A 25,097-nucleotide genomic window follows, 5' to 3' on the forward strand; every position below is an offset into this window, starting at 1 on the left:
GGCTTATTCACTGTCTATGTATGACGCATGTAATAGGCCCGGCAGCGCGCTGTCGGGCCTATTGCACTCTGCGCTTGTTTGGCTATGCGCACTTAGCCATGCGCATTTATCTATGGCGGCGCGCTTAGCGTGGTGTCAACAGCAGCGTCAGGTAATCCGGCTTGCTGTCGATGCGTTGCAGGTGCGGGTATTTGAGGCCGCCGTGGTAGTCGAGCTTCAGGGTCCGGTACTGATTGAAGTCCTTTACCAGAAGTTCTATGGGCGCCTTATTGTCTTTGGCGGCGGTCACCGCATCCTTGAGGGCGTGGCCATCCATGTCCAGCTGTTCACCGTTGATGGCCACTATGGTCATGCTGGGAGCCAGGCCGGCGTTAAAGGCCGGGCTGTCCCAGAGCACATCCTTGAGTGTGCCATCCTTGCCCACCATGAAGCCAAGCGAATAGACAAAATCGATGCTTTCGTAGCGTTTTTCCGCCGCCTTGACCGCTTCTGTTATTTGCTCGTTATAGACCAACTGCCAGCCCTGGTCGGCCAGGGAGGTGGACAGGTTCACATGCCCCTTGAGGCGAGCGTTGAGGAATTCGCTCCAGTCATACTTCTGGACGCCATTCAGGCTGGCCACTACATCCTCGAATTCGTAGGTGTTGACATCCCAGGCGCCCGGATTTACGCCGAAGAAGGCCTTGGCGAAATCGTCCAGGCTCAGCTTATTGGCGCTGAGTTCACGCAGCTTGGCATCCACCGCCAGCCAGATCAGCTCACCGCCCGAGTAGTAGTCTTCGCTCATCTGATAGTTGCGATAGGCCAGGGGAGTGCGTTGGGCTATGGTGGGATCGTTGGTGGTATCCAATATGTTGCGCCACTGCATGCCGGGGCGACCCTTGTCATAGGTGGCCGCCAGGCGCGCCATCATGTCCATGGTCTGCTCCTGGCTCCAGAGGCCGGAGCGGGCGGCGATGACATTGCCCCAGTACTGGGTTTGACCCTCGTAGACCCAGAGGCCATGATCACGCTTGACCTCATTGTAGCTTGGGGTCCAGACGCCGGCGGGGCGGCGGTACTTGCCGTTCCAGGAGTGATTGAATTCGTGGGCCAAGAGATCCCGCCCCAGCCAAGACTTATCCCACTCGGTGAAGTAGTTGGGCTTGGCGCTGTTCTCACTGGATCTGTGGTGTTCCAGGCCTATGCCACCCAGCTTGTCGGTCAGGGCCAGCAGGAAGTCATAGCGATCATAATGCTGGGCGCCATACACCTTGTACATCTGCTGCACCAGGTTGCGGTGAATCGTCAGGCTCTCCTCACTCAGCTCAAGCGACTTGGCCTTGTCGGCAAAGACGTTGAGATGCACAGGGGTCTCGGCGCCTGGCGCCAGGTCCAGGCGTTTGTAATAGCGTCCGGCGAATATGGGAGAGTCCACCAGATTCTCGAAATCTATGGCCTTGAAGCTGACGGTATTGCCATGCTGGGCGGTTTTTTCCAGCGCGGTGGCGAACTGCCAGCCGCTCGGCAGGGTTACGCTGGGGGCAACCTGGATCCGGCGGCTGTAATGGCCTGCCGGGTACAGGGCGACCGTGTTCCATTGCAGGTTGAGCATTTCCTGGGTCATCACCACCCGGCCCTGTTCCGGGTTCTGTGGGCTGAGGAATTTAAAGTCCAGGCTGATGCTGGTGACGCCTGCCGGTACCTGCAGATTGAAAGCATAGACGTTGCCTTGATCCCGCTCCCAGGGGATGGTCTTGCCCTTGGCACTTATGCTCAGGCCGGCGATTTTGTCTATGGGGCCTGTGGGGGAATGATGGCCTGGGATCCATTGGGGATAGAGCAAGGTCAAGGGGCCTGGAGTCACAGGAATGTCTTCGTGGACCTGGAAGATACGGTGACCCAGGTCGGTGGCGTCCACTTGCAGGCTCAGGGTGCCCGGATAGGCTTGATCCCGAGGGGCCGCAATCTCGGCCCTGGCCGGCAGTGCCAACCCCAATAGAGTGCTGAATACGGCAATCGCTACGGCAGATTTTTTCACTTGCGTCTCCAATGTACCGGGCATGAAAAGCGCCCGTTATTTTATTATGTTGGATAGTTATTATTTCCACGGCTCGCAGGGCGAACTCGGGCTTGGCACCATACATCTCGAGTCTGGCAAAGTCGCACGAGTGCCATTGATGCAGAGATACTTATGCAGAAGGAGAACGCCTCGTTGGCATAAGCCAAGAGCGGCACTCAGCAGAGGTGGAATACACCTCTGAAGCCGGGCTCGTTGCTGCACTGGGGCCTTTGCCTGGCGTTAAATCATTCATGCAAAATGCCATACGAAATAAAAGCATTGAGACAGACTAAGCTTTTCCCTGGGATAAGTGAAGTCAAGCGCTTAACTCAGATATCATTTTAGCTTTCCCAGCCTTTAGCTTTCCCTGCCTGGATAGGGCGGCGCCATTGACTCGTCTTATTCTTGGCTCAAGCTAGATTTCAGTTGTCGTTAATTCTCTGTCTCAGAAAGTTTACGACATTTATATTCCCTGTCATTTTACTTTGGCAAAGGCTGAACTAGACTTTTGAGGCGTTACACAATCGCCTTGCAACGAGGCTTAGTGCAGATCGAAGCAAGTGGTCGTTCTTAACCTAATCGAATCTATGGATCTATACACATTAAGGAAATGATTATGGCACTTTCAGCATCACTGGAAATCGTAAATAACACCAGCTACAACATCAAAATCACCGGCGTGAGTAAGGTCAATGACGACTCGACTTTTGCCGGCATTAAGGTGGGGGATGTGATCCTACCCGACGGCTCTGAGACCTTGGCCATGGGCAATTCTTCGGTATTTTTGGCGCCCAAGGGTTGTGGTGCCGATATCACCTTTATCGTCGCCGATGACAATCTGGACCTGGGCAACGTTTATCTGGATATTCCCGCCGTTGGTGCTCACAGTTTCAGCTACGGCAATGAAACTGTGTTCGCTTATGCAACCCAAAACCCCAGTGGTAATAACTATATCGTTGCCATTTCCTTGAAATAACCGAAGATAAAAAATATCGGCATACTGAAATAGCATGCCCGATACAGATATGTCAGATATAGATATGTTCTCTAGGGACATACTCTCTAGAACTCAGCAATAAGTGACACATTCTATATTGACACTAGAGAGGCGGGTGTGAGGCAAAGTGCCATGCCCCGCCTCTCTTATATCGCAATCCTGGCCAGTGCCGCTGGGCATTAGCGGCGTCGGGTCTGGCATTGTTCAGAGTTTGATGCGCATAACCGCTTGGGCCATTGCAATATCTGTTAAAGACTATCAATCAGCGGGGACCTGACAACGAGGGAAACACCTTCCCCGTGAATCAAATGTCGGCAATAGTGATGACAACTTTACCTTTGGCCCTGCCTGCCATGACATGACCATGTGCCTCATTGACCTGTGATAAATCAAATTTGTTAGGATCCTGAATGACCCGTAATTGGCTGTTTTCCACTAATTTAGAGGCTTGCTGCATTATGTGGCCATGGTGAGCGCGGGCCTTGCCCGTTTGCAATGGCATTAAGGTGAAGACACCCGAATAAGTTGCACCTCTAAAGGATAACGGAGCAAGGCTGTGTGTGCCCCAGCCCAAACAGCTGACGACGTGACCCGTATAGTTTTTTACCGACTCGAAGGCACTATCCAACACTGTGCCGCCAACCGTATCATAGACTATGTCGAACCCGGCACCGCCGGTATATTGGTTCAGGTACTCTTCAACTGAGGTGCGCTCGAAATCGATTGGCGTGGCACCTAAGTTGCGGATTGTTTCTGCATCTTGTGCCTTGCCTGTGGCGTAGACCTCGGCACCATAGGCTTTAGCAATCTGAACGGCCATTTGTCCTACGCCACCGGCACCACCATGCACCAATACGCTTTGTCCTTCGCTGACGTTGGCCCTATCGACGATTCCCTCCCATGCGGTGGTAAAAATCAGTGGGATGGATGCAGCTTCTCGCAGTGACATGGATTCGGGTACCTTTGCCAGCAGAGCGGCATCCACAACTTGGTATTCAGCTAAGGCACCTTGATGACCGCCGATACCCCCGGTCAAGCCAAATACTCGGTCCCCCTGCTTGAATTGGTCGACTTCGCTGCCAACCGAGTCGACAATGCCGGCCATGTCCATACCCAATACGGCCGGGAGGGGATGCTTGGCGTGGGGGGCTTGCCCTGCACGGATTTTAAGATCCAAAGGGTTAACCCCACTGGCAGCGACCCTCACTCTGACTTCACCTGGCTTAGGTGTCGGAATGGTTAAGAGCACGGATTTGAGGGGGGCGTCTATGTGTTCTGCAATGACGGCTTTCATGGACTCAGACATGGGCTTTCTCCAACTGAATTGAACGTTTTCTTAAGAGTATATTTATATATTTTTGAATTGAAATTAACTAAAATGCAGTATTGTTATTCAAAAATGAATAGTCATGAATTGGAATGATGTGCGTTTCTTTTTAGAGGTTGCCAGGGCGGGTACCCTGAGTGGGGCGGCTAAAGTTTTGGGAGCCAGCCAGCCAACGGTTGGGCGCCGTATTCAAAGCCTGGAAAAAGCCATAGGGCAAAGACTGTTTCAACGCTCTTCTGAGGGTTTCTGGCTCACGGATGAAGGCCTGATGATGCTGGGTTTCGCCCAGAGAATGGAAAGTGAAACCTTGGCCTTATCACGCAGCCTGCAGGGGCAAGATCAAGAGTTAAGTGGCTCGATCAAGGTGTCATCCTCGGATTGGTTTGGGAGCCACGTTTTAAGTCCCATGTTTACCGAATTCTTAGCGCTGCATCCTAAGCTGATGATAGAGCTTGTGACTGATAGCAGGCCATTCAATCTCAATCGCAGGGAAGCCGACTTGGCTTTTCGTATCTTACCCTTTGAAGACCCTGACATTGTTCAACGCAAAGTGCTTACCATGAAGTATGGCGTCTATGCTGCGGCGGCGCTCGACTGGCAAGAGGTTGGTACTGGCGCCGGCATGCAGCTGATCACCATGGACAGTCAATTTGGGAGTATGCCGGATGTGTTGTGGTTGAAGCAGCATTTTCCAGATGCGCGGGTCATTTTTACCAGCAATAATCGCATTGCCCAAGCTCAAGTCTGCTCATTGGGCAAAGGGTTGGCTGTATTACCTGAATTACTCGGCGATCACTATCCGGGCCTGAAAAGAGTCGAGGTGGGGGAACACTTGCCGAGTCGCGATGTCTGGATGGGGTATCATCAGGATTTTCGACACTTACTCAGGCTGAGAGCGTTAATCACGTTCATTACCGAGGCGCTGCAGCGGGATCCCAGTATTCATCTGCAAAATACATAGCAGTGCCCTCATACACACTCACACAGGCTTATTGTGCCTGCGTATCATCCCGGCACTCTCTGTTCGGACGCTGTCGGCGTATCCGCTGTTTTGCTATCAATTCTGCCGCTCTCTGAATGTTAAATTCAATTATTGCGGCGATTTTTTTGGGCTCGGTAGCGAAATGCCGATTCTTTGCTAAGCTTGCCTCGACGTTTAGTTAGATTCATTAATTTAAGGAGAGAAGATATGAGTAATAACTACGTTTATGCCTCTTACAAAGGTTCGCAACAAGGAGTCACGGTTCGCGATTTAGGTTTGGACCAGATCTCATTCATCAATACCGGGTTCGATATTAATGGGGTGGCGGCCGGCGCCGATAACGATTTTTACGTCGCTTCTGCCAACAACATTTATCACTATCGGACGGACGGTGCGCTGATCTCGCGGATGACCTTTCCCGACACAGGCATTATCTACACCAGCTTGACCGTGCGTGGTGATTTGCTGTTTGCGACCTATAAAGGTTCACAAGTAGGGGTAACGGTTCGGGATCTGAATCTCACTCAGATTTCCTGGTTTGCGACGCCCTTTGTCAGCAGTGGCATAGCGGCAGGGCCCAGCCAGGATGTGTATTTGGCCGCAGGTAATCACATCTATCGTTACAAAACCAATGGGACTCAACTGCAGGACATGACCTTCCCGGTCACCAGTATTAATTACACCGACGTCAGTGTATTGGAAGATCGTCTGTATGCTTCTTATAACGGCTCGCAACTCGGGTTTACCGTACGCGATTTAAACCTGAATCAGTTGTCCTATTGCAACACCGGCTTCAATATCAGCAGCATCGCGGCCGGGGCCAGTAACAATGTGTATCTGACCTCGAGTAACCATATTTACAACTATTCGACGGCCGGGAATCTGTTGGCCGATATGAATTTCCCCGATAAGGGGGTCGACTACACCAGCGCTTCGGTGGTCTTTACTAGCCTGACCTAACCCAGGTTCCGGGCCAGAGCACGGATGAGTCTGGCTAGGACTCGTCCGTGCTGCTTAGGCCGGTAGCGGTAAAATATGCGACCGCTAGCGGTAAAACATTAGCTTAGTAACGATTAGTAACAGTAATCCCTTCCCAATCCACCATTTGCAGTGAGTTTTAGGTTGTGAAAGTTACCCTAGCTGTAGCTGTGCCGTCCAGGCAGTCAGAGAGACACGAGTCCAGGCCAGGGAAAGTTCAAAGCGTCTGGGCTGGCGTCATGGCTCGCTGGTCCACATGGTTTCGTCAAAGTCAGGTTGTACCTCATCGAACTTGATGCCGACACATAGACCAGTATCTTCCATTTTGGAGTTACGTACCGAGCCCTGGAGCTGCCTTGGCGGCAGCCCTTCCTGGCCATGCAGATTGATTTGCACCGGCAACAGGTTGACCTTATGCCCCTTGTGGTTCGGGGCGAAGCGGAAGCGACATCCCACCTGGGAGATGTCCGTTATCAGGCCATCATAGGCCTTGCCCACCTGGTCATGCCCAGTGCGTAACTGGATGGAGGCAGGAATGCTGATGCTGACCCGTCTTGTGGTCCTCAGCGGCCGGCGATGGATTTCGGTGGGGAAGGACAGAAACAGCAGCTTGTCGGGTAGACGCACGGCATTGAGTATATGGCTCTTGAAGGCATAGCATTCACCGACACTGTCCTCTACCAGAAAGCGGCAGACGGCGACCAGGCCGTTGAGGCTAAGCTTGGGCGGCAGGGCCTGCTCATCGAAGCGCACCAGGATGAAGCGACCCAGGCGGTAGCCAATCAGTTCACTGTGAAACCGGCTGTTGTGGTGATCCAGCAGTTGTACATCCAGGCGCATGCCGATCCAGACATGTTCCAGCCATTGGCTCTGTGGTGCGAACGAATTCAGCGAATTCTCGACAATGACGTTTGACATCAAATACTTCCTTTGTCGCAGACGACATCCATGTTTTTATTGCACTATACCTTGTCCTCGTCCTGAGAGCCATTGTCATGGCAGTCGACGAGGAGGCGGCAAGGCTATTGCGGTCCCTATCGGCATCTACATAGACATAGACATAAAAAACCACCCAAGAGGGTGGTTCTCATATCAGGCGGGCCTTCAGGCTTGGGGCAAGCCTAAAACACCATCTCAGGCACATGCTCCGGCACTATCAGCTTGCCGGCGGTCTTGGAAACGATTTCCTCGACACTGACCCCAGGGGCTCGCTCCAACAGGTGGAAGGCACCGTCCTTGATCTCTATGAAGGCCAAGTCGGTCAGTACCCGCTTGATGCAGCCGTAACCCGTCAGCGGCAGTTCACACTTGGGCAACAGCTTGGAGTTGCCGTATTTGTCGGCGTGCATCATGGTGACTATGATGTTTTCCGCGCCGGCCACCAGATCCATGGCGCCGCCCATGCCCTTGATCAGCTTGCCGGGGATCATCCAGGAAGCGATGGAGCCGTCGACGTCGACTTCGAAGGCGCCGAGCACTGTGAGATCCACATGACCGCCGCGGATCATGGCGAAGCTTTCCGCCGAGGAGAAGAAGGATGCCCCCTTGACTGCGGTGACAGTCTGCTTGCCGGCGTTGATGAGATCCGGATCTATGGTCTCTTCGGTGGGAAATTCACCCATCCCCAGTAGACCGTTCTCCGACTGCAGCATGACTTCTATGCCGGCGGGGATATAGTTGGCCACCAGGGTAGGTATGCCTATGCCCAAGTTAACGTAATAGCCGTCTTTCAGTTCTTTGGCGACGCGCTGGGCCAGTTGTTCTCTGGATAATGCCATGGTATTGAATCCCTTATTGCTGCTGCGCCTTAGTTGGCGGCCTTGACGGTGCGCTGTTCTATGCGCTTCTCGAAGCTGGCCTGGATCACCCGATTGACATAGATGCCAGGGGTATGGATATGATCCGGATCCAGCTCGCCCGGTTGAACTATGTGTTCGGCTTCGACCACAGTTATCTTGCCGGCGGTGGCCATCATGGGATTGAAGTTGGCGGCTGTCTTGCGGTACACCAGATTGCCCATGGTGTCGGCCTTCCAGGCACGGATCAGGGCGAAATCTGCGGTCAGGGATTCTTCCAGCACATAGTGGCGGCCCTTGATTTCACGGGTCTCCTTGCCGTCGGCGACCGGGGTGCCGTAGCCTGTGGCGGTGAAGAATGCCGGAATACCTGCGCCGCCGGCGCGGATTTTTTCCGCCAGGGTGCCCTGGGGAGTGAGGATCACATTCAGTTCGCCGCTGAGCATCTGTTGCTCGAAGGTGGCGTTCTCGCCCACGTAGGAGGCGATCATAGTGGCTATCTGCCTATGCTTGAGCAGCAGCCCCAGGCCGAAGTCATCCACACCCGCGTTGTTGGAAATGGCCGTCAGGCCGCTGACGCCCAGCTTGACCATCTGCTCGATCAGCCCTTCGGGAATGCCGCATAGGCCAAATCCGCCTACCATTATGGTCATGTCATCGGTCAGGCCGCTCAGGGCTTCTTCATAGCTGGTGACGACTTTATTGAGTCCCGCCATTGTTATTTCCTTGTGTTTGGCGCCGATGTTCAGGCCGGCGCTGAAGCTGGATCTGTGAGGCTGGCCATGCCGCCGTGGCATAGCCAGCCCGGTTAATTCTGTGCCGTGGCTCTGGCGACCTTGGCGCCGCTTGGGCGTCCCAGCGCCTGGCTGATGCCATTGCCGGCCGCCGCCAGCTTGGCTAAGTCTATGCCAGTTTCTATGCCCATGCCGTGCAGCATATAGACAAGATCTTCGCTCGCCAGGTTACCCGAGGCGCCCTTGGCATAGGGGCAGCCGCCGAGACCCGCCACCGAGGCGTCGAAGGTGCGTACCCCGGTATCCAGACAGGCGAGGATGTTGGCCAACGCCTGGCCATAGGTGTCATGGAAGTGCAGCGCCAGTTGTTCGACCGGTACCCGCGCTGCGACCGCATCCAGCATTCTACGGGCATTTAACGGCGTGCCAACCCCTATGGTGTCGCCCAGAGAAATCTCGTAACAACCCATTTTGTAAAGGATTTCAGACACACGCGCCACTTCGGTGACGGCAATCTCGCCCTCGTAGGGGCAACCCAGGACGCAGGAAACATAACCCCGCACCCTGACTCCGGCTTCTTTTGCCTTTTCCATCAAGGGGATGAAGCGGGCAATCGACTCATCTATGGAGCAGTTTATGTTGCGCCGGCTGAAGCTCTCCGAGGCGGCACCGAAGATGGCGACTTCGTCGGCCCCGGCGGCAAGCGCGAGTTCCAGTCCCTGTAAGTTAGGGGTGAGGGCGCTGTAAACGACGCCTGGACTGCGGTTGATGGCGGCAAACACCTGCGCCGAGTCGGCCATCTGCGGCACCCACTTGGGGGAGACGAAACTGCCGGCTTCGATGCGCTTGACCCCGGCAGCGCTCAGTTGGTCGATCAGCGCCACCTTGGCGGCCGTGGTGACCGCCTTCTCATTTTGCAGCCCGTCACGTGGACCGACTTCGAAGATACTGACCTCGGTTGGTAACATCTCAGTTCCCCTTGTCTTCTGCGTCTGGCACCAGAGCTTCGATTTCCAGCAGTTTGGCGCCATCGCCGACCAGCTCGCCACTCTGATAGTAGAATGCCGTTACCACGCCATCGAATGGCGCTTCTATTGTGTACTCCATCTTCATGGCTTCCATCACCAACAGCCCCTGACCCGCACTGACGCGATCGCCGACCTGCACCAGGTGGGTGACGACCGTACCGTTCATCGGTGCCTTCAGCTTGTCTTCATGACTGGCCTGTTCCTCGACTATCTCTGTCTGGATGGCGCGGTAATGATAGCTGCCTGAGGTCAGGAAGAGGGTGAAATCGTCGCCGACCTGGCTGACGGGGAGCTTGCTCTTGTGACCGTTGATCTCGGCAAGCAACATATCCTGTCTGAGCTCGCCCGCCAGCAGCAGTTCCCTGTCGTGCAGCGTCAGCTGGTAATAGCCGGCCACTTCGGTCACCGCCAGTTGTTGCAGCTGGTGGTCATTGTCCAGCAGGGACACATGGTGGACGTTGGCGCTGTTGAGGCGAAAACCACTGGCCAGGCCCCATGGCGAATAAGGATCTGCGCTGTTCACCGCCGCGGCTTGGGCCTCGGCCTTGCGGGCACACAGCTGATACAGGGCGGCCAGTGCCAGCGCCATGTCGGCCTCGCTGGACGCCGAGCCTATCAGGGCATCGCCGTAACGCTCGATGAAGTCTGTGCTGAAGTCTGCCGCGGCGAAGGCCGGGTGTTCGGCTATGTTGGCCAGGAATTCTATGTTGTGCTTCAGGCCGCTGATCTGATAGGACTCGAGCGCATGCACCAAACGCTGCAGCGCCCGTGGCCGCGACTCATCCCAGACGATGAGCTTGGCGATCATGGGATCGTAGAAGTTGCTGATCACATCGTTCTCGCGGATCCCCGAGTCGATGCGCACGAACTTGCTCTGCTCCGGCTCGCGCAGGAAGTTGAGCTTGCCGCTGGCGGGCAGGAACTCGTTCTGGGGATCTTCGGCGTAGATGCGCACTTCGAAGGAATGGCCGTGAATGCGCACTTCATCCTGGCTCAGTGGCAGTGGCTGGCCGCTGGCAACCAGCAGCTGCCATTTGACCAAGTCCTGGCCCGTGACCATCTCGGTCACAGGATGTTCCACCTGCAGCCGGGTGTTCATTTCCATGAAGTAGAAGTTGCTGCCGTCGTCGTCGGTAGCCAGGGTGTCCAGCAGGAATTCGACAGTGCCGGCGCCGACATAGTCTATCGCCTTGGCGGCAGCGACGGCCGCCGCCCCCATGCGGGCGCGCAGGGCATCGGACAGGCCGGGAGCCGGGGCTTCTTCGACCACCTTCTGATGGCGGCGCTGAATGGAGCAGTCACGGTCGGATAAGTAAATCGCATTGCCTAAGGTATCGGCAAACACTTGCACTTCCACATGGCGCGGCTGGCGCAGGTAGCGCTCCATCAGCAGCTTGTCGTTGCCGAAGGAGGAACTGGCTTCACGGCGCGCCGAGTCGATGGCGCCCTGAAGTTCGGCCGCATTTTCGACTATCCGCATCCCCTTGCCGCCGCCACCGTAGGCGGCCTTGATCAGCAAAGGGAAGCCTATCTTGTTGGCCTCGCTGAGCAGCAGGGCATCGCTCTGATCGTCACCATGGTAACCCGGCACCAGCGGCACCTTGGCGGCGGCCATGATGGCCTTGGCGGCGCTCTTGCTGCCCATGGCGTCTATGGCATCAGAGCCTGGACCGACGAAGGCGATGCCGGCGGCTTCGCACTTGCGGGCGAAGTCGGCATTCTCCGACAGGAAACCATAACCCGGGTGTATCGCCTGGGCGCCGGCCTTCCTGGCTATCTCTATGATGGCATCGCCCTTGAGGTAGGAGTCTGCCGGGGCGCTGCCGCCCAGATAGAAAGACTCATCGGCCATGGCCACATGGCGGGCGTCCTTGTCGGCATCCGAGTAGAGGGCGACGGTGCGCACCCCCATGCTCTGGGCCGTCTTGATGATACGACAGGCGATTTCGCCGCGGTTGGCAATTAATAATTTGCTGAACATTTATTGGGCTCCTGGCGTATCGTCGGTTTTTGCTTGTGCTTTGGCGGCTTTTTGGCTCAAGGCTGTCCAAGCCGGCGGGCGCTTGTCGAAGAAGGCATTGAGGCCTTCCTGGCCTTCCTCCGATACCCGGATGCGGGCGATGCGCTCGCTGGTGTAGGCGAGGGTGGCGGCGTCTATCACCCCATCCTCCTGGCGTTGCAACAGGGTCTTGACCCAAGCCATGCCCTGGGGGCTGTTGGCCAAAAGCGCTGCCATTATGGGCGCGGCGGCCGCATCCACATCTTCGTGTATTTCGTGGATCACCTGCAGCTCGGCCGCCTTGGCCGCATCGAAGCGTTCGGCGGTCAGCATGTAGCGCCGCGAGGCACGTTGGCCCATGGCGCGGATCACATAGGGGCTGATCACCGCGGGAATGAGTCCCAGCTTGACTTCGCTGAGGCAGAAACTGGCCTTGGGGGTGGCGATGGCGATGTCGCAGCAGCAGATGAGTCCCAGGGCGCCCCCGAAGGCGGCACCCTGGACCAGGGCCAGTGTCGGCTTGGGAAATCTGTCCAGCGCCTGCATCAATCCGGCCAGGGCCTTGGCATCGTCGAGGTTTTGCTCGAAGTCCATCTTGGCCTGCTTACGCATCCAGTTGAGATCCGCACCGGCACTGAAGTTCTTGCCCTCGGCCCTGAGCAGCAGCAGCTGACAGTCCGGGTTGGCGGCGAAGGCCTGAATGGCCTGGGTCATCTCGGCGATCATCACCTCGTCGAAGGCGTTATGCAGTGCGGGACGATTGAGGCTCAGAGTTCCCACGCCCAGCTCCAGGCTGGTGAGAATATGCTGGTACTGGCCCGGGTGTTTGGCTTCCATTGGGGTTTCCATAGTCGGTTCCTTAGCGCTTGCTGCCATTACATGCGGAACACGCCGAAACGTGTGTCCTCTATGGGGGCGTTGAGCGCCGCCGACAGCGCCAGGCCCACCACGTCGCGGGTCTGCGCCGGATCTATGATGCCATCGTCCCACAGACGGGCGCTGGCATGGTAAGGGTGACCTTCCTTATCGTATTGAGCGACGATCGGCGCCTTGAAGGCCTGTTCTTCCTCGACCGGCCAGTCCAATCCCTTGCGGGCCAGACCATCGCGGCGCACTGTTGCCAGCACGCCGGCGGCCTGCTCGCCGCCCATCACAGAGATGCGGGCGTTGGGCCACATCCACATCATGGTCGGCTCGAAGGCGCGGCCACACATGCCGTAGTTACCTGCGCCATAGCTGCCGCCTATGATGACGGTAAACTTGGGCACTGTGGCGCAGGACACGGCGGTCACCATCTTGGCACCATGCTTGGCTATGCCTTCGTGCTCGTACTTCTTGCCCACCATGAAGCCGGTGATGTTCTGCAGGAATAGCAGGGGGATCTTGCGCTGACAGCAGAGCTCGATGAAGTGGGCGCCTTTTTGCGCCGACTCGGAGAAGAGGATGCCGTTGTTGGCGACTATGCCGACCGGGTAGCCGTGGACGCGGGCGAAGCCACACACCAGGGTGGCGCCATAGTTGGCCTTGAATTCGTCGAAGTCCGAGTCGTCCACCAGGCGGGCTATGACCTCCTTGACGTCGAAGGGCTTCTTCAGATCTGTGCCTACTATGCCATACAGCTCGTTGATGTCGTATTTGGGCGCCTTCACCTGGCCCGGGTGTGACGGGCTGAGCAGGCTGCGAATTTCTTTCTGATGATTGAGGCGCGACACGGCACGGCGCGCCAGTTCCAGCGCGTGATCGTCGTTCTGTGCCAGGTGATCGGCCACCCCGGAAATCTTGGTATGTACCTCGGCGCCGCCGAGCTCTTCGGCGCTCACTTCTTCACCCGTGGCGGCTTTCACCAGCGGCGGGCCGGCGAGGAAGATGGTGCCCTGTTCCTTGACTATGATGGACTCGTCCGCCATCGCCGGCACATAGGCGCCGCCGGCGGTGCATAGGCCCATGACCACGGCTATCTGAGGTATGCCCTTGGCCGACATCTGCGCCTGGTTGTAGAAGATGCGACCGAAATGATCCCGGTCGGGGAAGACTTCGTCCTGGCGCGGCAGGTTGGCGCCACCCGAGTCCACCAGATAGATACAGGGCAGGTGGCAACGGCTGGCGATGTCTTGGGCGCGCAGGTGTTTCTTCACCGTCAGCGGATAGTAGGTACCGCCCTTGACCGTGGCATCGTTGGCGATGATCATGCACTCCACGCCGCTGACCCTGCCTATGCCGGCTATGATGCCGGCTGCCGGCACTTCTTCGTCATAGACCTCGAAGGCGGCAAATTGAGACAGCTCGAGGAAGGGCGAGCCAGGGTCGAGCAGTTTCTCGACCCTCTGACGCGGCAGCAACTTGCCACGGGACAGGTGACGTTCCAGTGCGACCGGGCCGCCACCTTGTTCGATTTTTGCCAGTTTGAGTTTGAGATCTTGTACCAGAGATGCCATGCCGTCGTATTTGGCTTTGAATTCATCGCTGCGGGCGTTGATGCGGCTGCCGAGTTGGGTCACTGTCTTATCCTTTTCGAAACAGGAAGGGTAGAGGGCGGTAGACCGCCCTCGATACATAGCTTATTTGGACTCGTTGAAGAGTTCGCGGCCGATCAGCATGCGGCGGATCTCCGAGGTGCCGGCGCCGATTTCGTACAGCTTGGCATCGCGCAGCAGGCGGCCGGTGGCGTATTCGTTGACATAGCCGTTGCCGCCCAGCAGCTGGATGGCATCCAGCGCCATCTTGGTCGCCAGCTCGGCGCTGTAGAGAATGGCGCCGGCGGCATCCTTGCGGGTGGTCTCGCCGCGATCACAGGACTTGGCGACGTTGTAGATGTAGGACTTGGCGGCGTTCATGCCGGTATACATGTCGGCCAGCTTGCCCTGTACCAGTTGGAATTCGCCGATGGACTTGCCGAACTGTTCACGTTCGTGGATGTAGGGCACCACTATGTCCATGCAGGCGGCCATGATCCCCAGCGGACCGCCGGAGAGCACCACGCGCTCGTAATCCAGGCCGCTCATCAGCACCTTGACGCCGTTGTTGAGGCCGCCGAGGATGTTTTCTTCCGGCACTTCACAGTCTTCGAACACCAGCTCACAGGTGTTGGAGCCGCGCATCCCCAGCTTGTCGAGTTTCTGCGCCTGGCTGAAGCCCTTGCTGCCGCGCTCGACGATGAAGGCCGTGATGCCGTGGGGCCCCTTGTCGAGATCTGTCTTGGCGTAGATCACATAGGTGTGGGCGTCCGGACCATTGGTGATCCACATCTTGTTGCCGTTGAGTATGTATCTGTCGCCTTGCTTGCGGGCGTGCAGTTTCATTGACACTACGTCCGAACCTGCGTTGGGTTCGCTCATGGCCAGTGCGCCTATGTGCTCGCCGCTGACCAGCTTGGGCAGGTACTTGGCCTTCTGTTCGCTGTTGCCGTTGCGGTTGATCTGGTTGACGCACAGGTTGGAGTGGGCGCCATAGGACAGGCCGATAGAGGCCGAGGCGCGGGAAATTTCTTCCATCGCCACCACATGGGCCAGGTAGCCCATGTTGGCGCCACCGAACTCCTCGGGTACCGTCACGCCCAGCAGCCCCATGTTACCCAGTACAGGCCAGAGTTCGTTGGGGAAGGCGTTGTCGTGATCTACCTTGGCGGCGATGGGGGCGATCTCATTGGCGGCGAAGTCCTGTACCGCGTCGCGCAACATGTCTATGTCTTGGCCTAGGCCGAAATTAAGGCTGGTGTAGAGTGAGGTCATGGCTTGTGTCCTGTGTCTTATTGGCCCCTGGAGCGAACCTGCGGCTTGTCGCCTGTGCCCACAGACAGCTGTGGACTGTGACTAGGTGCCGCGGCTCCGAGACCAGGGGTCTGATTATCGTTATTATATTTATGGTGTTGAGCTTATATGTTTCATCTTTCGCCGGCTTGGGTCTCAGGCCAGGCGCAATCAGGCCCGGTTGCTGAGGTTATCTTCCAGCGCCGCGCGGCATTGCTGCTCGGCAGAATTGAGTTCCATCAGCACGACCTTGATATCGTCCATCTGCTGCTGCAGTGCCGTCTTCTTCTCCTCGACCAGCGCCAGCATGGTATTGAGCTGCGAAGTGCTGCTCTTGTCGGCGTCGTAGAGTTCGAATAGTCTACGGGTCTCGGCCAGGGAGAAGCCCAGGCGCTTACCGCGCAGGATCAGCTTGAGCCGTACCCTGTCTTTCAAACTATAGATGCGGGTCTGGCCGCGACGCTTGGGTTTAAGCAGGCCCTGATCTTCGTAAAACCTGATGCTTCGAGTGGTGATATCAAACTCCTTGGAGAGATCACTGATCGAATAGGTGGTTTGTGGATTGTTGTTCACGCTCATATGACACCATAAATAATCACTTTCCCAGCACGATATATGAAGTTTACGTAAAGGTAAAGCTGGTTGATTTTTTTCCTCGACTCAAGGTGTCAATCCCTATTGCCAGCGGGCTGTCCAGGGCAGTTAAAACGCTTGTTTATTTTTTGTCTTCAATCCATCCGGGCCGGGTTTCCATGCCGGCATTCCCCCGTGTGTCTCTACCCGGCGCGTGCAGAACCCCGGGCCGTTGCGGTTAACTTTTAGGCTAATGTCTAATAGGGCCGCGGCTCGCATTCTGCTCATAATGTGGCAGGCCGGGCAATGCGAATGGGGAGATGACAGAGATGACACAGGCAAGCAATCTGGCGTTACACAGGCAGCTGTTGCGGCAGTCGTTGGAAGATAAGCAGGGCTTCTGGTACCAGGCGGCCGGGCTGCTGGATTGGTCGCGGCCGGCCGATAGGGTACTGGATGACAGCCAGGCGCCTTTTTATCGCTGGTTCAGCGGCGGGGAATTGAATACCTGTTACAACGCCGTCGATCGCCATGTGTTGGCCGGGCGGGGCGAGCAGACTGCCATAGCCTATGTCAGTCCGCTGGCAGGCAAGGAATACAGCATAAGTTATCGCGAGTTGTTGGCCGAGGTGAGGCGACTGGCGGGCTATATGCGCTCGATTGGGGTGACCAAGGGCGACAGGGTCATCATCTACATGCCCATGGTGCCGGAAACCGCCTTCGCCATGTTGGCCTGTGCCCGTATCGGTGCCGTGCACTCAGTGGTCTTCGGCGGCTTCGCCGCCAGTGAGCTGGCCACCCGGATAGAGGATGCCAAGCCCAAGTTGGTGCTCTCGGCTTCCTGTGGCATAGAGCCAGCGGGCGTGGTGCCCTACAAGCCCTTGCTCGATGCCGCCTTGGATCTGAGCCGACATAAGGTGCCCCATTGCCTGATACTCGGTCGCAGTCAGTATCAGGCCGAGTTGGTACCTGGGCGGGATCAGGACTGGCAACAGGCCCTAGCCGGTGCCGGCGATGCCGAGTGTGTCGCCCTGGCGGCCACGGATCCCCTCTATATACTGTACACCTCAGGCACCACAGGGCAGCCCAAAGGCGTGGTGCGAGACAACGGCGGTCATGCGGTGGCGCTGGCCTGGTCCATGAGCAACATCTATGACATAGGAGCCGGAGAGGTGTTTTGGGCGGCCTCGGATGTGGGCTGGGTCGTGGGCCATTCCTATATTGTCTACGGGCCGCTGCTGGTCGGGGCAACGACCTTGATGTACGAAGGAAAACCCGTGGGCACACCGGATCCCGGGGCCTTCTGGCGCACCATAGAAAAGTATCGGGTGAAAAGCTTCTTCACCGCGCCTACCGCCATCCGTGCCATCAAGCGCGAAGATCCACAGGGGCTGTACGCGGCAGGGCATGATCTGGCTTGCCTCGGGGCTGTGTTTCTGGCCGGTGAGCGCTGCGATCCCGATACCTTGAGCTGGGCGACACAAACCCTGGATAAACCCGTGATAGATCATTGGTGGCAAACCGAGACCGGCTGGCCGGTAGCGGCCAACCTGATGGGCGTGGCCCCCGTTGCCATCAAACCCGGCTCGCCCGCCTTGCCCGTGCCCGGCTATCGGGTCGAAGTCCTGAACGAGCAGGGCGAGGCGGTCGGCGCCAATGTCCCCGGGAATCTGGTGATTAAACTGCCGTTGCCGCCGGGCACACTCTGCACCCTGTGGCAGAACGATCGCCGTTATACGGACAGTTATCTGTCCATGTACCCAGGCTATTACTTGACGGGGGATGCCGGCTACCTGGATGAAGAGGGCTACCTCTATGTCATGAGTCGCATCGACGACATCATCAATGTTGCCGGACATAGATTGTCGACCGGGCGTTTCGAGGAAGTCCTGTGCCAACATCCGGATGTTGCCGAGGCCGCCGTGATAGGCGTCGAGGATAAGCTCAAGGGCCAGGTGCCCCTGGGGCTGGTGGTGCTTAAAAGCGGGGTACAGACCCGGGATGAGATCTTGTACCAAGAGTTGATCGCCCTGGTGCGCCAGCAGATAGGGCCAGTGGCGTCGTTTCGTTTGGTCAGTGCGGTACAAAAGCTGCCCAAGACGCGCTCGGGCAAGATCTTGCGTGGCACCATGCGCAAGATTGCCGACAATCAGGATTACACCCCACCCGCGACCCTGGAAGATCCCCTGAGTCTGGCCCTGGTGCGCGCCGCACTGACGCGACTCGGTTATGCCGACGCCCTGGTACGGGCGTCGGCCGAGCAGCTGCCGTGACGCTAGGGCCTGGATTTGGCTTGAGGCAAGCTGACATGGGCATTTCCAGTGGCTTAGGCTAAATCTTGGGACCCTATGCCCCGATGTCATACTCGGTTCCCGGCCATAGCCATCCTTGTCTATCATTAAGCTATCAGCCAGGGCGTTTCGAGCCCGTCATCTGGCAGAAACTGCTGCTAAGCCTTTTTGCCGGCAGTGGTTATTGACAGCCGCAAACGTATGCAGAGGCTATTGTCGCTGGTAATTAACTTACCAAAGTCGGTATAATCGGCAAAAAATAGCCCTTCTGTATCCGTGGGAATAATAGCAATGCCAAACCGCAGCAAACTGAATGACATAGGCGTAATAGGCCTGGGTGTCATGGGTAAAAACCTTGCCCTCAACATAGTCGACAACGGCTATCGTGTCTCTGCCTTCGATTTAGATCCTGTTAAAGTCACTGCTGCCGTAGCGCAGGCCAGGGCCGAAGTGCCCGGCCGTGCCCAAGTACTGGATGGCTGTAATAATCTTACCGATATGTTAGCCAGCCTGGCTAAACCCAGGATCCTGGTGTTATCCGTGCCCGCGGGGGCGCCGGTCGACGGTGTGTGCTCGGCATTGTTCGCTGCCGGCCTGGAAGCCGACGACATAGTCATAGATACGGGTAACAGCCTGTGGACAGATACGGTCGAGCGCGAGCAACGTTATGCGGGCAAGTGCGTGTTCTTCAGTTCGGCCGTGTCCGGCGGTGAAGTCGGCGCGCGCTTCGGCCCTTCGCTGATGCCGAGTGGCGATCTCAAGGCCTGGCAGCATGTGGCGCCCATCTGGAAGGCGATTGCCGCCAAGGTGGATGGCGCTACCGGCTTGCCGATAGAGCGTTTCGAGCCGGGTAATCCAGTCACCGAAGGCGAGCCTTGCACTAGTTACATAGGCCCCGCCGGCGCCGGCCATTATGTGAAGATGGTGCATAACGGCATCGAATATGCCGATATGCAGCTGATCTGTGAGGCGTACCAGCTGTTGCATGATGGCCTGGGTATGACGCCGTTCGCCGTGGGTGAAGTGTTCAAGGGCTGGAACCAGGGCAGCCTCAACTCTTACCTCATGGGGATCAGCGCCGAAGTGTTGCAGCAGGATGACCCGCTCACGGGTAAGCCGCTGGTGGAGATGATACTGGACAAGGCCGGCCAGAAAGGCACTGGCCTGTGGACCGCGGTCAGCAGCTTACAGATTGGCTGTCCGGCGCCGACCATAGCCGAGGCGGTCTACGCCAGGGCCGTCAGTACCCAGAAACCACTGCGTCTGGCGCTGAGCCAGAAATTGGCTGGCCCGGCGGGCACTAAACTGCCCGAGGATGAGCAGCAGGCCTTCATTCAGGCGCTGGAGAGCGCCCTCTATTGCGCCAAGGTTTGCAGCTATGCCCAAGGCTTCCAGCTGATGGCGATGACGGCCAAGGAGCAGGGCTGGCAACTGGATTTTGCCGAGATCGCCAAGATCTGGCGTGCCGGCTGTATCATACGTGCCACCTTCCTTCAGTCCATTACCCAGGCCTATCGGGACAATGCCGAGCTGCATAATCTGTTGATGGCCGACAGTTTCAGCCAGGCCCTGTCGCAGAAACAGAAGGAATGGCGCAAGGCGGTGATTTCCGCCGTCAGCCTCGGCATTCCCGTGCCTTGTATCGCTTCGGCCCTGAGCTACTACGACAGTTACCGCAGTGAAACCCTGCCGGCGAATCTGTTGCAGGGCCAGCGTGATTACTTCGGCGCCCATAGCTTCGAGCGCACCGACACCCCGGCCGGCGACAAGTATCACCTCAACTGGAGTGACGCCAAGCGTGAGCTGCATAAGCTCTGAACTGTCGGCGTTGACCGTTTGAATGAATGCCGCTGGCTTTTGAAGGCTACCGGTTTTTGAAGGCTACAGCTTTAAAGCGGCATTGATTGACAAAAAAGGCTCATAGTATGAGCCTTTTTTCATGGTCTTGAATACTCAAGGCTCAGCGCCGCCTCAGGGAAGCAGGAGCCAACCGGCGCTGAACAGCAGGCTGAAGACCAGCATGAGTTTGGCGGTGCGCCCCAGCAGGGGATTGAGTGCCTGGCCTGAGGCCTCGGAAAATTTACGGCTCAGGCCGCGGGCCAGAGGCAAGGATACCCCCGCCAGCAACACGGGCAGGCCGGGCAGCAGCCCCAGCAAGAAACCCGAGATGATGAGGCCATAAGGCAGATAGGCCAGAGTCTGGTACCAGACTCTGGCCTGGGCCTGACCCCAACGCACCGCCAGGGTCAGCTTGCCCGCCTTGGCATCCGTCTGTATGTCACGGGTGTTGTTGACCAGCATGATGGCGGCGCTGAAACTGCCCATGGCGCAACCTAGCAGCCAGGCGGTCGGCGTGGTGACGCCCGTCTGCAGCAGGTAGCTGCCGACCACGGCTACCAGGCCGAAGAAGATGAAGGCGGCGACTTCGCCCAGGCCATGGGAGGCCAGCGGGTAGGGGCCGCCACTGTAACCCAGCACCCCGAAAACCGAGGCCGTCGCCAGCAGGGCTATGGGCCAGCCACCGTGCCAGATGAGATAGCTGCCGACGGCCAGGGCCAGCAACAGGCATAGCAGCATGGCGCTGCGTACCTTGGCCGGGGCCAGCAGGCCGCTCTGGCTGACACGTACGGGCCCAAGGCGTTCCGCCGTGTCTATGCCATGCTTGTGATCGAAGTAATCGTTGGCCAGATTGACGGCAATTTGCAGCAAGAGGGCACAGCTCAAGGATGCCAGGGCGATGAGCCAGCTGAAATGGTCGGTTGCAAAGGCCAACACATTACCCAGGATTAGCGGGCTGGCGGCTGCGGGCAGGGTGCGGGGTCTGACGGCTAATATCCAAGGGTTCATTTTGCTGTCCAGTGATGCATTAAAGGCCAATAGCGACAAAGAGTTAAGTTTACTCTCTGCCGACATAGCATAACAAGGACTCCGGCTCGGGTGTGGGGAATTTCCATGCTTGTCCGTCTCGCTTGAATGCCATGCCCGGCCGCCGGTCGCGGCTGGGGCAGGCGATTAAAAGCTGCTGGCAGGGGGAGGGGATGTGAGTTACCCTTTAGGCATTTATTGCTAAGTATTCAGTAGGATCTTATGAGTCATGTGTTAGACGATCTCTTGTCCTTGTTATCCCTGGAGCAAATTGAAATCGGCCTGTTTCGGGGTCAGAGCCAGGATCTGGGCTTCGGTCATGTGTTTGGCGGCCAGGTAATGGGCCAAGCCTTGAGCGCCGCCAAGCAAACTGTGGCGCCGGAGCGCAAGGTGCATTCGCTGCATTCTTACTTCTTGCGGGCCGGCGATGAGAAGTTGCCGATAGTCTATGATGTGGAAATCATGCGCGACGGTGGCAGCTTCAGTGCCCGGCGGGTGAAGGCGATTCAGAAGGGGCGGCCGATTTTCTACATGACCTGTTCCTTCCAGGCCGAAGAGGCAGGCTTCGAACATCAGGCCAGCATGCCACAAGTACCTGGGCCTGAGGGGCTGCTCAATCAGCAGGAACTGGCGATGACCATGCGCGATCGGGTACCTGCCAGGATGTTGGAAAAGTTCATGGCCGATGCGCCTATCGAGATGCGCCTGGTCAACCCGCTCAATCCCGTGACACCGGCGGCGAGCGAGCCGCACCGCTATCTGTGGTTGCGGGCCAATGGCACAGTGCCGGCCGACGAGCATGTGCATGACTCTCTGCTGGCCTATGCTTCGGATTTCAACTTTTTGGTCACCGCCGCCCAGCCCCACGGGGTCTCTTTCCTGACGCCGGGAATGCGGATGGCGACCATAGATCACTCCATGTGGTTCCACCGTCCCTTCGACATAGGCGAATGGTTGCTCTACAGCATAGACAGCCCCACCGCCAGCGGTGGCCGCGGTTATGTGAAGGGACAGTTTTTCAATCAGCAGGGCGAGTTGGTGGCTTCGGCGACCCAGGAAGGCCTGCTGCGAATGGTTAAGGATAAATAAATGCTCAAGCGCATCATCAAAAGTGTGACATTAGTCTGTATTGCCATAGGCCTGAGTGCCTGCGTGACAGTCGAGCCCCCACCACCGGTGGTGATTAATGGCGCCGCCGGCTATTTGGAACGCATCGCCTTGCCCCAGGGCTGCAGCATCACTATCGCCATCATAGATCTCTCATCGCCCGGAGTGATCGTGGCCCAGAAGAGCTTCAACATTGCCCGTGCCCCTGTGCCCTTCAAGTTCATCCTGCCGCCCGAGTCGATCGACAGCAGCATAGACTATGGCGTGGTGGCCATGATCCAATACCAGGGTCGGGTTATCTTCCAAACCTATGACAGGTTTCCCGTGATCAACAACCAGAAGTTCACCACGGAAGTGCTGATGAAGGCGGTGCCTTTAAAATAGCAGTAGCCTTATCTGTTGTGCATAAGAAAATCGACGAACGCCCGGTCGGCCAAGCTGATCGGGCGTTGTTTTTTCCAGGCGACATGCAGGTCGAGAAACACCGGCGGTTCGAAGGGTTTGGCGAGTATGTCATCCTTGGGGCCGATAGCCATTTCCAGCACGCTGGTGATGGCAAAGCCTTGGGACACCACCTGCTTTATCAGGTTGATCAGATTGGTCTCGAAGGCGATGTTCGGTGTTTTTCCCAGAGATTTGGCCTGTGACAAGATCCACTCGCGGTGGAAATAGCCTGTCTTGAACATCACCAGCTCATGCTCGAGGAAATCGTCGAGGCGGATGCGCTCGAGTCCGGCCAGCGGATGTTCCTGTCCCAGGGCGACGACCATCTGTTCTCGCAGCAACAGCCGACTGTCAAACTCGCTGTTGAGATCCTGGGCCGTGATGATGGCGATATCCACCTCCTCCTGTTGCAGCATCCTCAAGGCATCGCGGGTGCCACCTTCGAACAGCGACAGTTTCAGCTCAGGATGCTGATGCCTGAAGGCCATCAGGCGCGAGGGCAGATAGAAGGAGCCGAGCATTCCCGGCACGGCGATGCGTACCTCTCCCGAACTCAGGTTGGCCATGGCACGGATCTGCGCCTGTGCCTGTAGCAGCTGCTTGATGATCAGCGTGGCATGCTGGTGCAGTACCAGGCCTTCGGCGGTCAGGCTGAGCCGGCCCGTGCCGCGGTTGACCAGAGTGACACCCAGGGAGTGTTCCAGGCGTTTGATGCTCTGACTCAGGGCCGGTTGGGCCATGTTGAGGCGTTTGGCGGCAAGGGTAAAACTGCCGCTGCGGGCGAGGGCGTCCAGGTGGGTCAACTGGCGTATGTCCATGGCTTCCTCGACGAAATGTTATAACAAAAATCAATATGTTTGATTGATTTTATTTATTATTGTTATCTCCTGTCCAGTGCTAATCTTGGCCTATCGCATTTGGGCTAACGAGGTTGCCATGCAAGATGAACTGGATGCCCTAATCGACGCCAGAAGACGGGATAAGAAGCTGATCTGGGGGCTATGCCTGGCTTCCGTGGTGGTGTACATCAACCTTTACCTGATGCAGGGCATGTTGCCCTTGATCGCCGAACAGTTCAGTGTGGCGCCGGCCAAGGCGCCGTTGATCCTCTCGTTCACCAGTTTTTCCATGGCCTTCTCGCTGTTGCTGTACGCCATCTTGTCCGATCGCATCGGCCGGCATTGGCCTATCCTCATCAGTCTCTGGTTGCTGGTGGCATCGGACCTGATGCTGGTGTTTGTGGCGGATTTCGAGGCCTTGATGTGGACGCGTTTGCTGCAGGGCGTGCTGCTGGCTGCGGTGCCTGCCATCGCCATGGCCTATTTCAAGGAACAGCTGCAACCCGCTATCATGCTCAAGGCCGCGGCGGTATACATCACGGCCAACAGCACGGGCGGCATTCTGGGGCGTTTATTCGGTGGCCTGATGTCGCAGTATTTCGCCTGGCAGGAGGCCATGTGGATCTTATGCCTGTTGAGCCTATTCGGCGTCGCCTTGGCCAGCTATTTGCTGACGCCGATAACCGAACTCAGGCCGGCGACCGGCGTCGCCAAACTGCCGGGCTTCTGGCGCGGGATGCAGAGGGATGTGCAAGGATTCTGGTATCACCTGACCGATGCCCAGATGCGTTTGATCTATGGCATAGGCGGACTGGCGTTCATGGTGATGGTCAACCAGTTCAGCTTCATCCAGCTGCATCTGATGGCGCCGCCCTACAACTGGAGCCGCTTCGAGGCGACGCTGATCTTCCTCTGCTACTCCAGCGGCACAGTCGCCTCCTACTTTACTTCCAGGTGGATAGTGAAACACGGTCAGCTTAAATTGTTTCAGCTGTCTCTGGCCATGATGCTATGCGGCAGCCTGCTGACCCTAGCCGACACTGAGCCGATGATCTGCCTGGGATTTCTGCTGACCGCCTGTGGTTTCTTCATCATCCACAGCTGCTGCAATTCCTTCGTCGCCATGCGCGCCATGAGCCATAGGGCCAAGGCGACGTCGCTCTACCTCTGTTGCTATTATCTGGGCGCCGCCGTGGGCGGCCCTTATCTGATGTATTTTTGGCATGCCGCCGACTGGTCGGGCGTGGTGCTTGGGTCGCTGCTGATCTTGCTGTTGACTGGGGTGGCCATCTGGCGCCTGGGACGTTTTCGCCAGCCAGCTGTGGGTGAGCTGGCCAGCGTCTGAGCCGG

General features: G+C 57.3%; 21 protein-coding genes. 8 read left to right on the forward strand and 13 right to left on the reverse strand.

Going from position 1 to position 25,097, the window contains the following annotated elements; all coding sequences use genetic code 11:
* Positions 1–124 precede the first annotated feature (124 nt).
* Entirely contained in the window at positions 125–2,020 is a 1,896-nt protein-coding gene (locus tag HC757_RS10625; RefSeq protein ID WP_169564340.1) for a M61 family metallopeptidase, read from the reverse strand.
* 637 nt (positions 2,021–2,657) lie between these two features.
* Here HC757_RS10625 and HC757_RS10630 point away from each other — a divergent pair.
* Positions 2,658–3,017, forward strand: a complete 360-nt coding sequence (locus HC757_RS10630) for a hypothetical protein (RefSeq protein WP_169564342.1) — start codon at positions 2,658–2,660, stop codon at positions 3,015–3,017.
* 325 nt (positions 3,018–3,342) lie between these two features.
* Here the strand turns inward: HC757_RS10630 and HC757_RS10635 are convergent, their stop codons facing one another.
* Positions 3,343–4,344, reverse strand: coding sequence for a zinc-dependent alcohol dehydrogenase family protein (locus HC757_RS10635; RefSeq protein ID WP_169564343.1), 1,002 nt, complete (start codon positions 4,342–4,344; stop codon positions 3,343–3,345).
* 103 nt (positions 4,345–4,447) lie between these two features.
* Between HC757_RS10635 and HC757_RS10640 the strand changes: the two genes are divergently transcribed.
* Together HC757_RS10640 and HC757_RS10645 are read left to right on the forward strand one after the other, a co-directional pair.
* Positions 4,448–5,326 carry a LysR family transcriptional regulator gene (locus HC757_RS10640; RefSeq protein ID WP_169564345.1) on the forward strand — a complete coding sequence of 293 codons (879 nt, stop codon included), beginning with the start codon at positions 4,448–4,450 and terminating at the stop codon, positions 5,324–5,326.
* 228 nt (positions 5,327–5,554) lie between these two features.
* Positions 5,555–6,307, forward strand: coding sequence for a hypothetical protein (locus HC757_RS10645; RefSeq protein WP_169564346.1), 753 nt, complete (start codon positions 5,555–5,557; stop codon positions 6,305–6,307).
* A gap of 255 nt (positions 6,308–6,562) precedes the next feature.
* Here the strand turns inward: HC757_RS10645 and HC757_RS10650 are convergent, their stop codons facing one another.
* The 9 genes from HC757_RS10650 to HC757_RS10690 all read right to left on the reverse strand — a co-directional run bounded on the left by HC757_RS10650 (position 6,563) and on the right by HC757_RS10690 (position 16,207).
* Entirely contained in the window at positions 6,563–7,243 is a 681-nt protein-coding gene (locus tag HC757_RS10650) for a PilZ domain-containing protein (protein WP_169564348.1), read from the reverse strand.
* 203 nt (positions 7,244–7,446) lie between these two features.
* Entirely contained in the window at positions 7,447–8,103 is a 657-nt protein-coding gene (locus HC757_RS10655) for a 3-oxoacid CoA-transferase subunit B (RefSeq protein ID WP_169564349.1), read from the reverse strand.
* 29 nt (positions 8,104–8,132) lie between these two features.
* Complete coding sequence (locus HC757_RS10660; RefSeq protein WP_169564351.1) at positions 8,133–8,837, reverse strand: CoA transferase subunit A; 705 nt, start codon at positions 8,835–8,837, stop codon at positions 8,133–8,135.
* Positions 8,838–8,929: 92 nt separating this feature from the next.
* Positions 8,930–9,823: a hydroxymethylglutaryl-CoA lyase gene (locus HC757_RS10665; RefSeq protein WP_169564353.1), complete on the reverse strand. Its 894-nt coding sequence runs from the start codon at positions 9,821–9,823 to the stop codon at positions 8,930–8,932.
* Position 9,824: 1 nt separating this feature from the next.
* Positions 9,825–11,864 (reverse strand): ATP-binding protein, encoded by a 2,040-nt coding sequence (locus tag HC757_RS10670; RefSeq protein WP_169564354.1) that lies wholly within the window; start codon positions 11,862–11,864, stop codon positions 9,825–9,827.
* The gene (locus HC757_RS10675) at positions 11,865–12,731 is read right to left on the reverse strand and encodes an enoyl-CoA hydratase-related protein (protein ID WP_425313960.1); all 867 of its coding nucleotides are present in this window, start codon (positions 12,729–12,731) and stop codon (positions 11,865–11,867) included. It lies immediately after the preceding gene.
* Between the two features lie 26 nt (positions 12,732–12,757).
* Positions 12,758–14,380 (reverse strand): carboxyl transferase domain-containing protein, encoded by a 1,623-nt coding sequence (locus HC757_RS10680; protein WP_169564356.1) that lies wholly within the window; start codon positions 14,378–14,380, stop codon positions 12,758–12,760.
* A gap of 60 nt (positions 14,381–14,440) precedes the next feature.
* Positions 14,441–15,610, reverse strand: a complete 1,170-nt coding sequence (locus tag HC757_RS10685; protein ID WP_169564357.1) for an isovaleryl-CoA dehydrogenase — start codon at positions 15,608–15,610, stop codon at positions 14,441–14,443.
* Between the two features lie 189 nt (positions 15,611–15,799).
* The gene (locus HC757_RS10690) at positions 15,800–16,207 is read right to left on the reverse strand and encodes a MerR family transcriptional regulator (RefSeq protein WP_169564358.1); all 408 of its coding nucleotides are present in this window, start codon (positions 16,205–16,207) and stop codon (positions 15,800–15,802) included.
* Between the two features lie 323 nt (positions 16,208–16,530).
* Between HC757_RS10690 and HC757_RS10695 the strand changes: the two genes are divergently transcribed.
* Positions 16,531–18,474: a propionyl-CoA synthetase gene (locus HC757_RS10695; protein ID WP_211164368.1), complete on the forward strand. Its 1,944-nt coding sequence runs from the start codon at positions 16,531–16,533 to the stop codon at positions 18,472–18,474.
* A gap of 309 nt (positions 18,475–18,783) precedes the next feature.
* A complete protein-coding gene (gene gndA / locus HC757_RS10700) occupies positions 18,784–20,310 on the forward strand; it encodes an NADP-dependent phosphogluconate dehydrogenase (protein ID WP_169564360.1) in 1,527 nt (508 codons plus the stop codon).
* Positions 20,311–20,463: 153 nt separating this feature from the next.
* On the opposite strand, the gene HC757_RS10705 is transcribed toward gndA, so the two are convergent.
* Positions 20,464–21,339 (reverse strand): 1,4-dihydroxy-2-naphthoate polyprenyltransferase, encoded by an 876-nt coding sequence (locus HC757_RS10705; RefSeq protein ID WP_169564361.1) that lies wholly within the window; start codon positions 21,337–21,339, stop codon positions 20,464–20,466.
* A 240-nt stretch (positions 21,340–21,579) separates the two neighbouring features.
* On the opposite strand from HC757_RS10705, the gene tesB reads away from it, so the two are divergent.
* Together tesB and HC757_RS10715 are read left to right on the forward strand one after the other, a co-directional pair.
* A complete protein-coding gene (tesB, locus tag HC757_RS10710) occupies positions 21,580–22,446 on the forward strand; it encodes an acyl-CoA thioesterase II (protein WP_169564362.1) in 867 nt (288 codons plus the stop codon).
* Complete coding sequence (locus tag HC757_RS10715) at positions 22,447–22,848, forward strand: YbaY family lipoprotein (RefSeq protein WP_169564363.1); 402 nt, start codon at positions 22,447–22,449, stop codon at positions 22,846–22,848. It begins immediately after the preceding gene.
* Positions 22,849–22,856: 8 nt separating this feature from the next.
* On the opposite strand, the gene HC757_RS10720 is transcribed toward HC757_RS10715, so the two are convergent.
* Entirely contained in the window at positions 22,857–23,726 is an 870-nt protein-coding gene (locus tag HC757_RS10720) for a LysR family transcriptional regulator (RefSeq protein ID WP_169564364.1), read from the reverse strand.
* Positions 23,727–23,844: 118 nt separating this feature from the next.
* Here HC757_RS10720 and HC757_RS10725 point away from each other — a divergent pair, with 118 nt between their 5' ends.
* A complete protein-coding gene (locus HC757_RS10725; protein WP_169564365.1) occupies positions 23,845–25,092 on the forward strand; it encodes an MFS transporter in 1,248 nt (415 codons plus the stop codon).
* Positions 25,093–25,097: the final 5 nt, after the last annotated feature.

The sequence above is a fragment of the Shewanella salipaludis genome (assembly GCF_012911865.1).
In the GTDB taxonomy this organism is placed as follows: domain Bacteria; phylum Pseudomonadota; class Gammaproteobacteria; order Enterobacterales; family Shewanellaceae; genus Shewanella; species Shewanella salipaludis.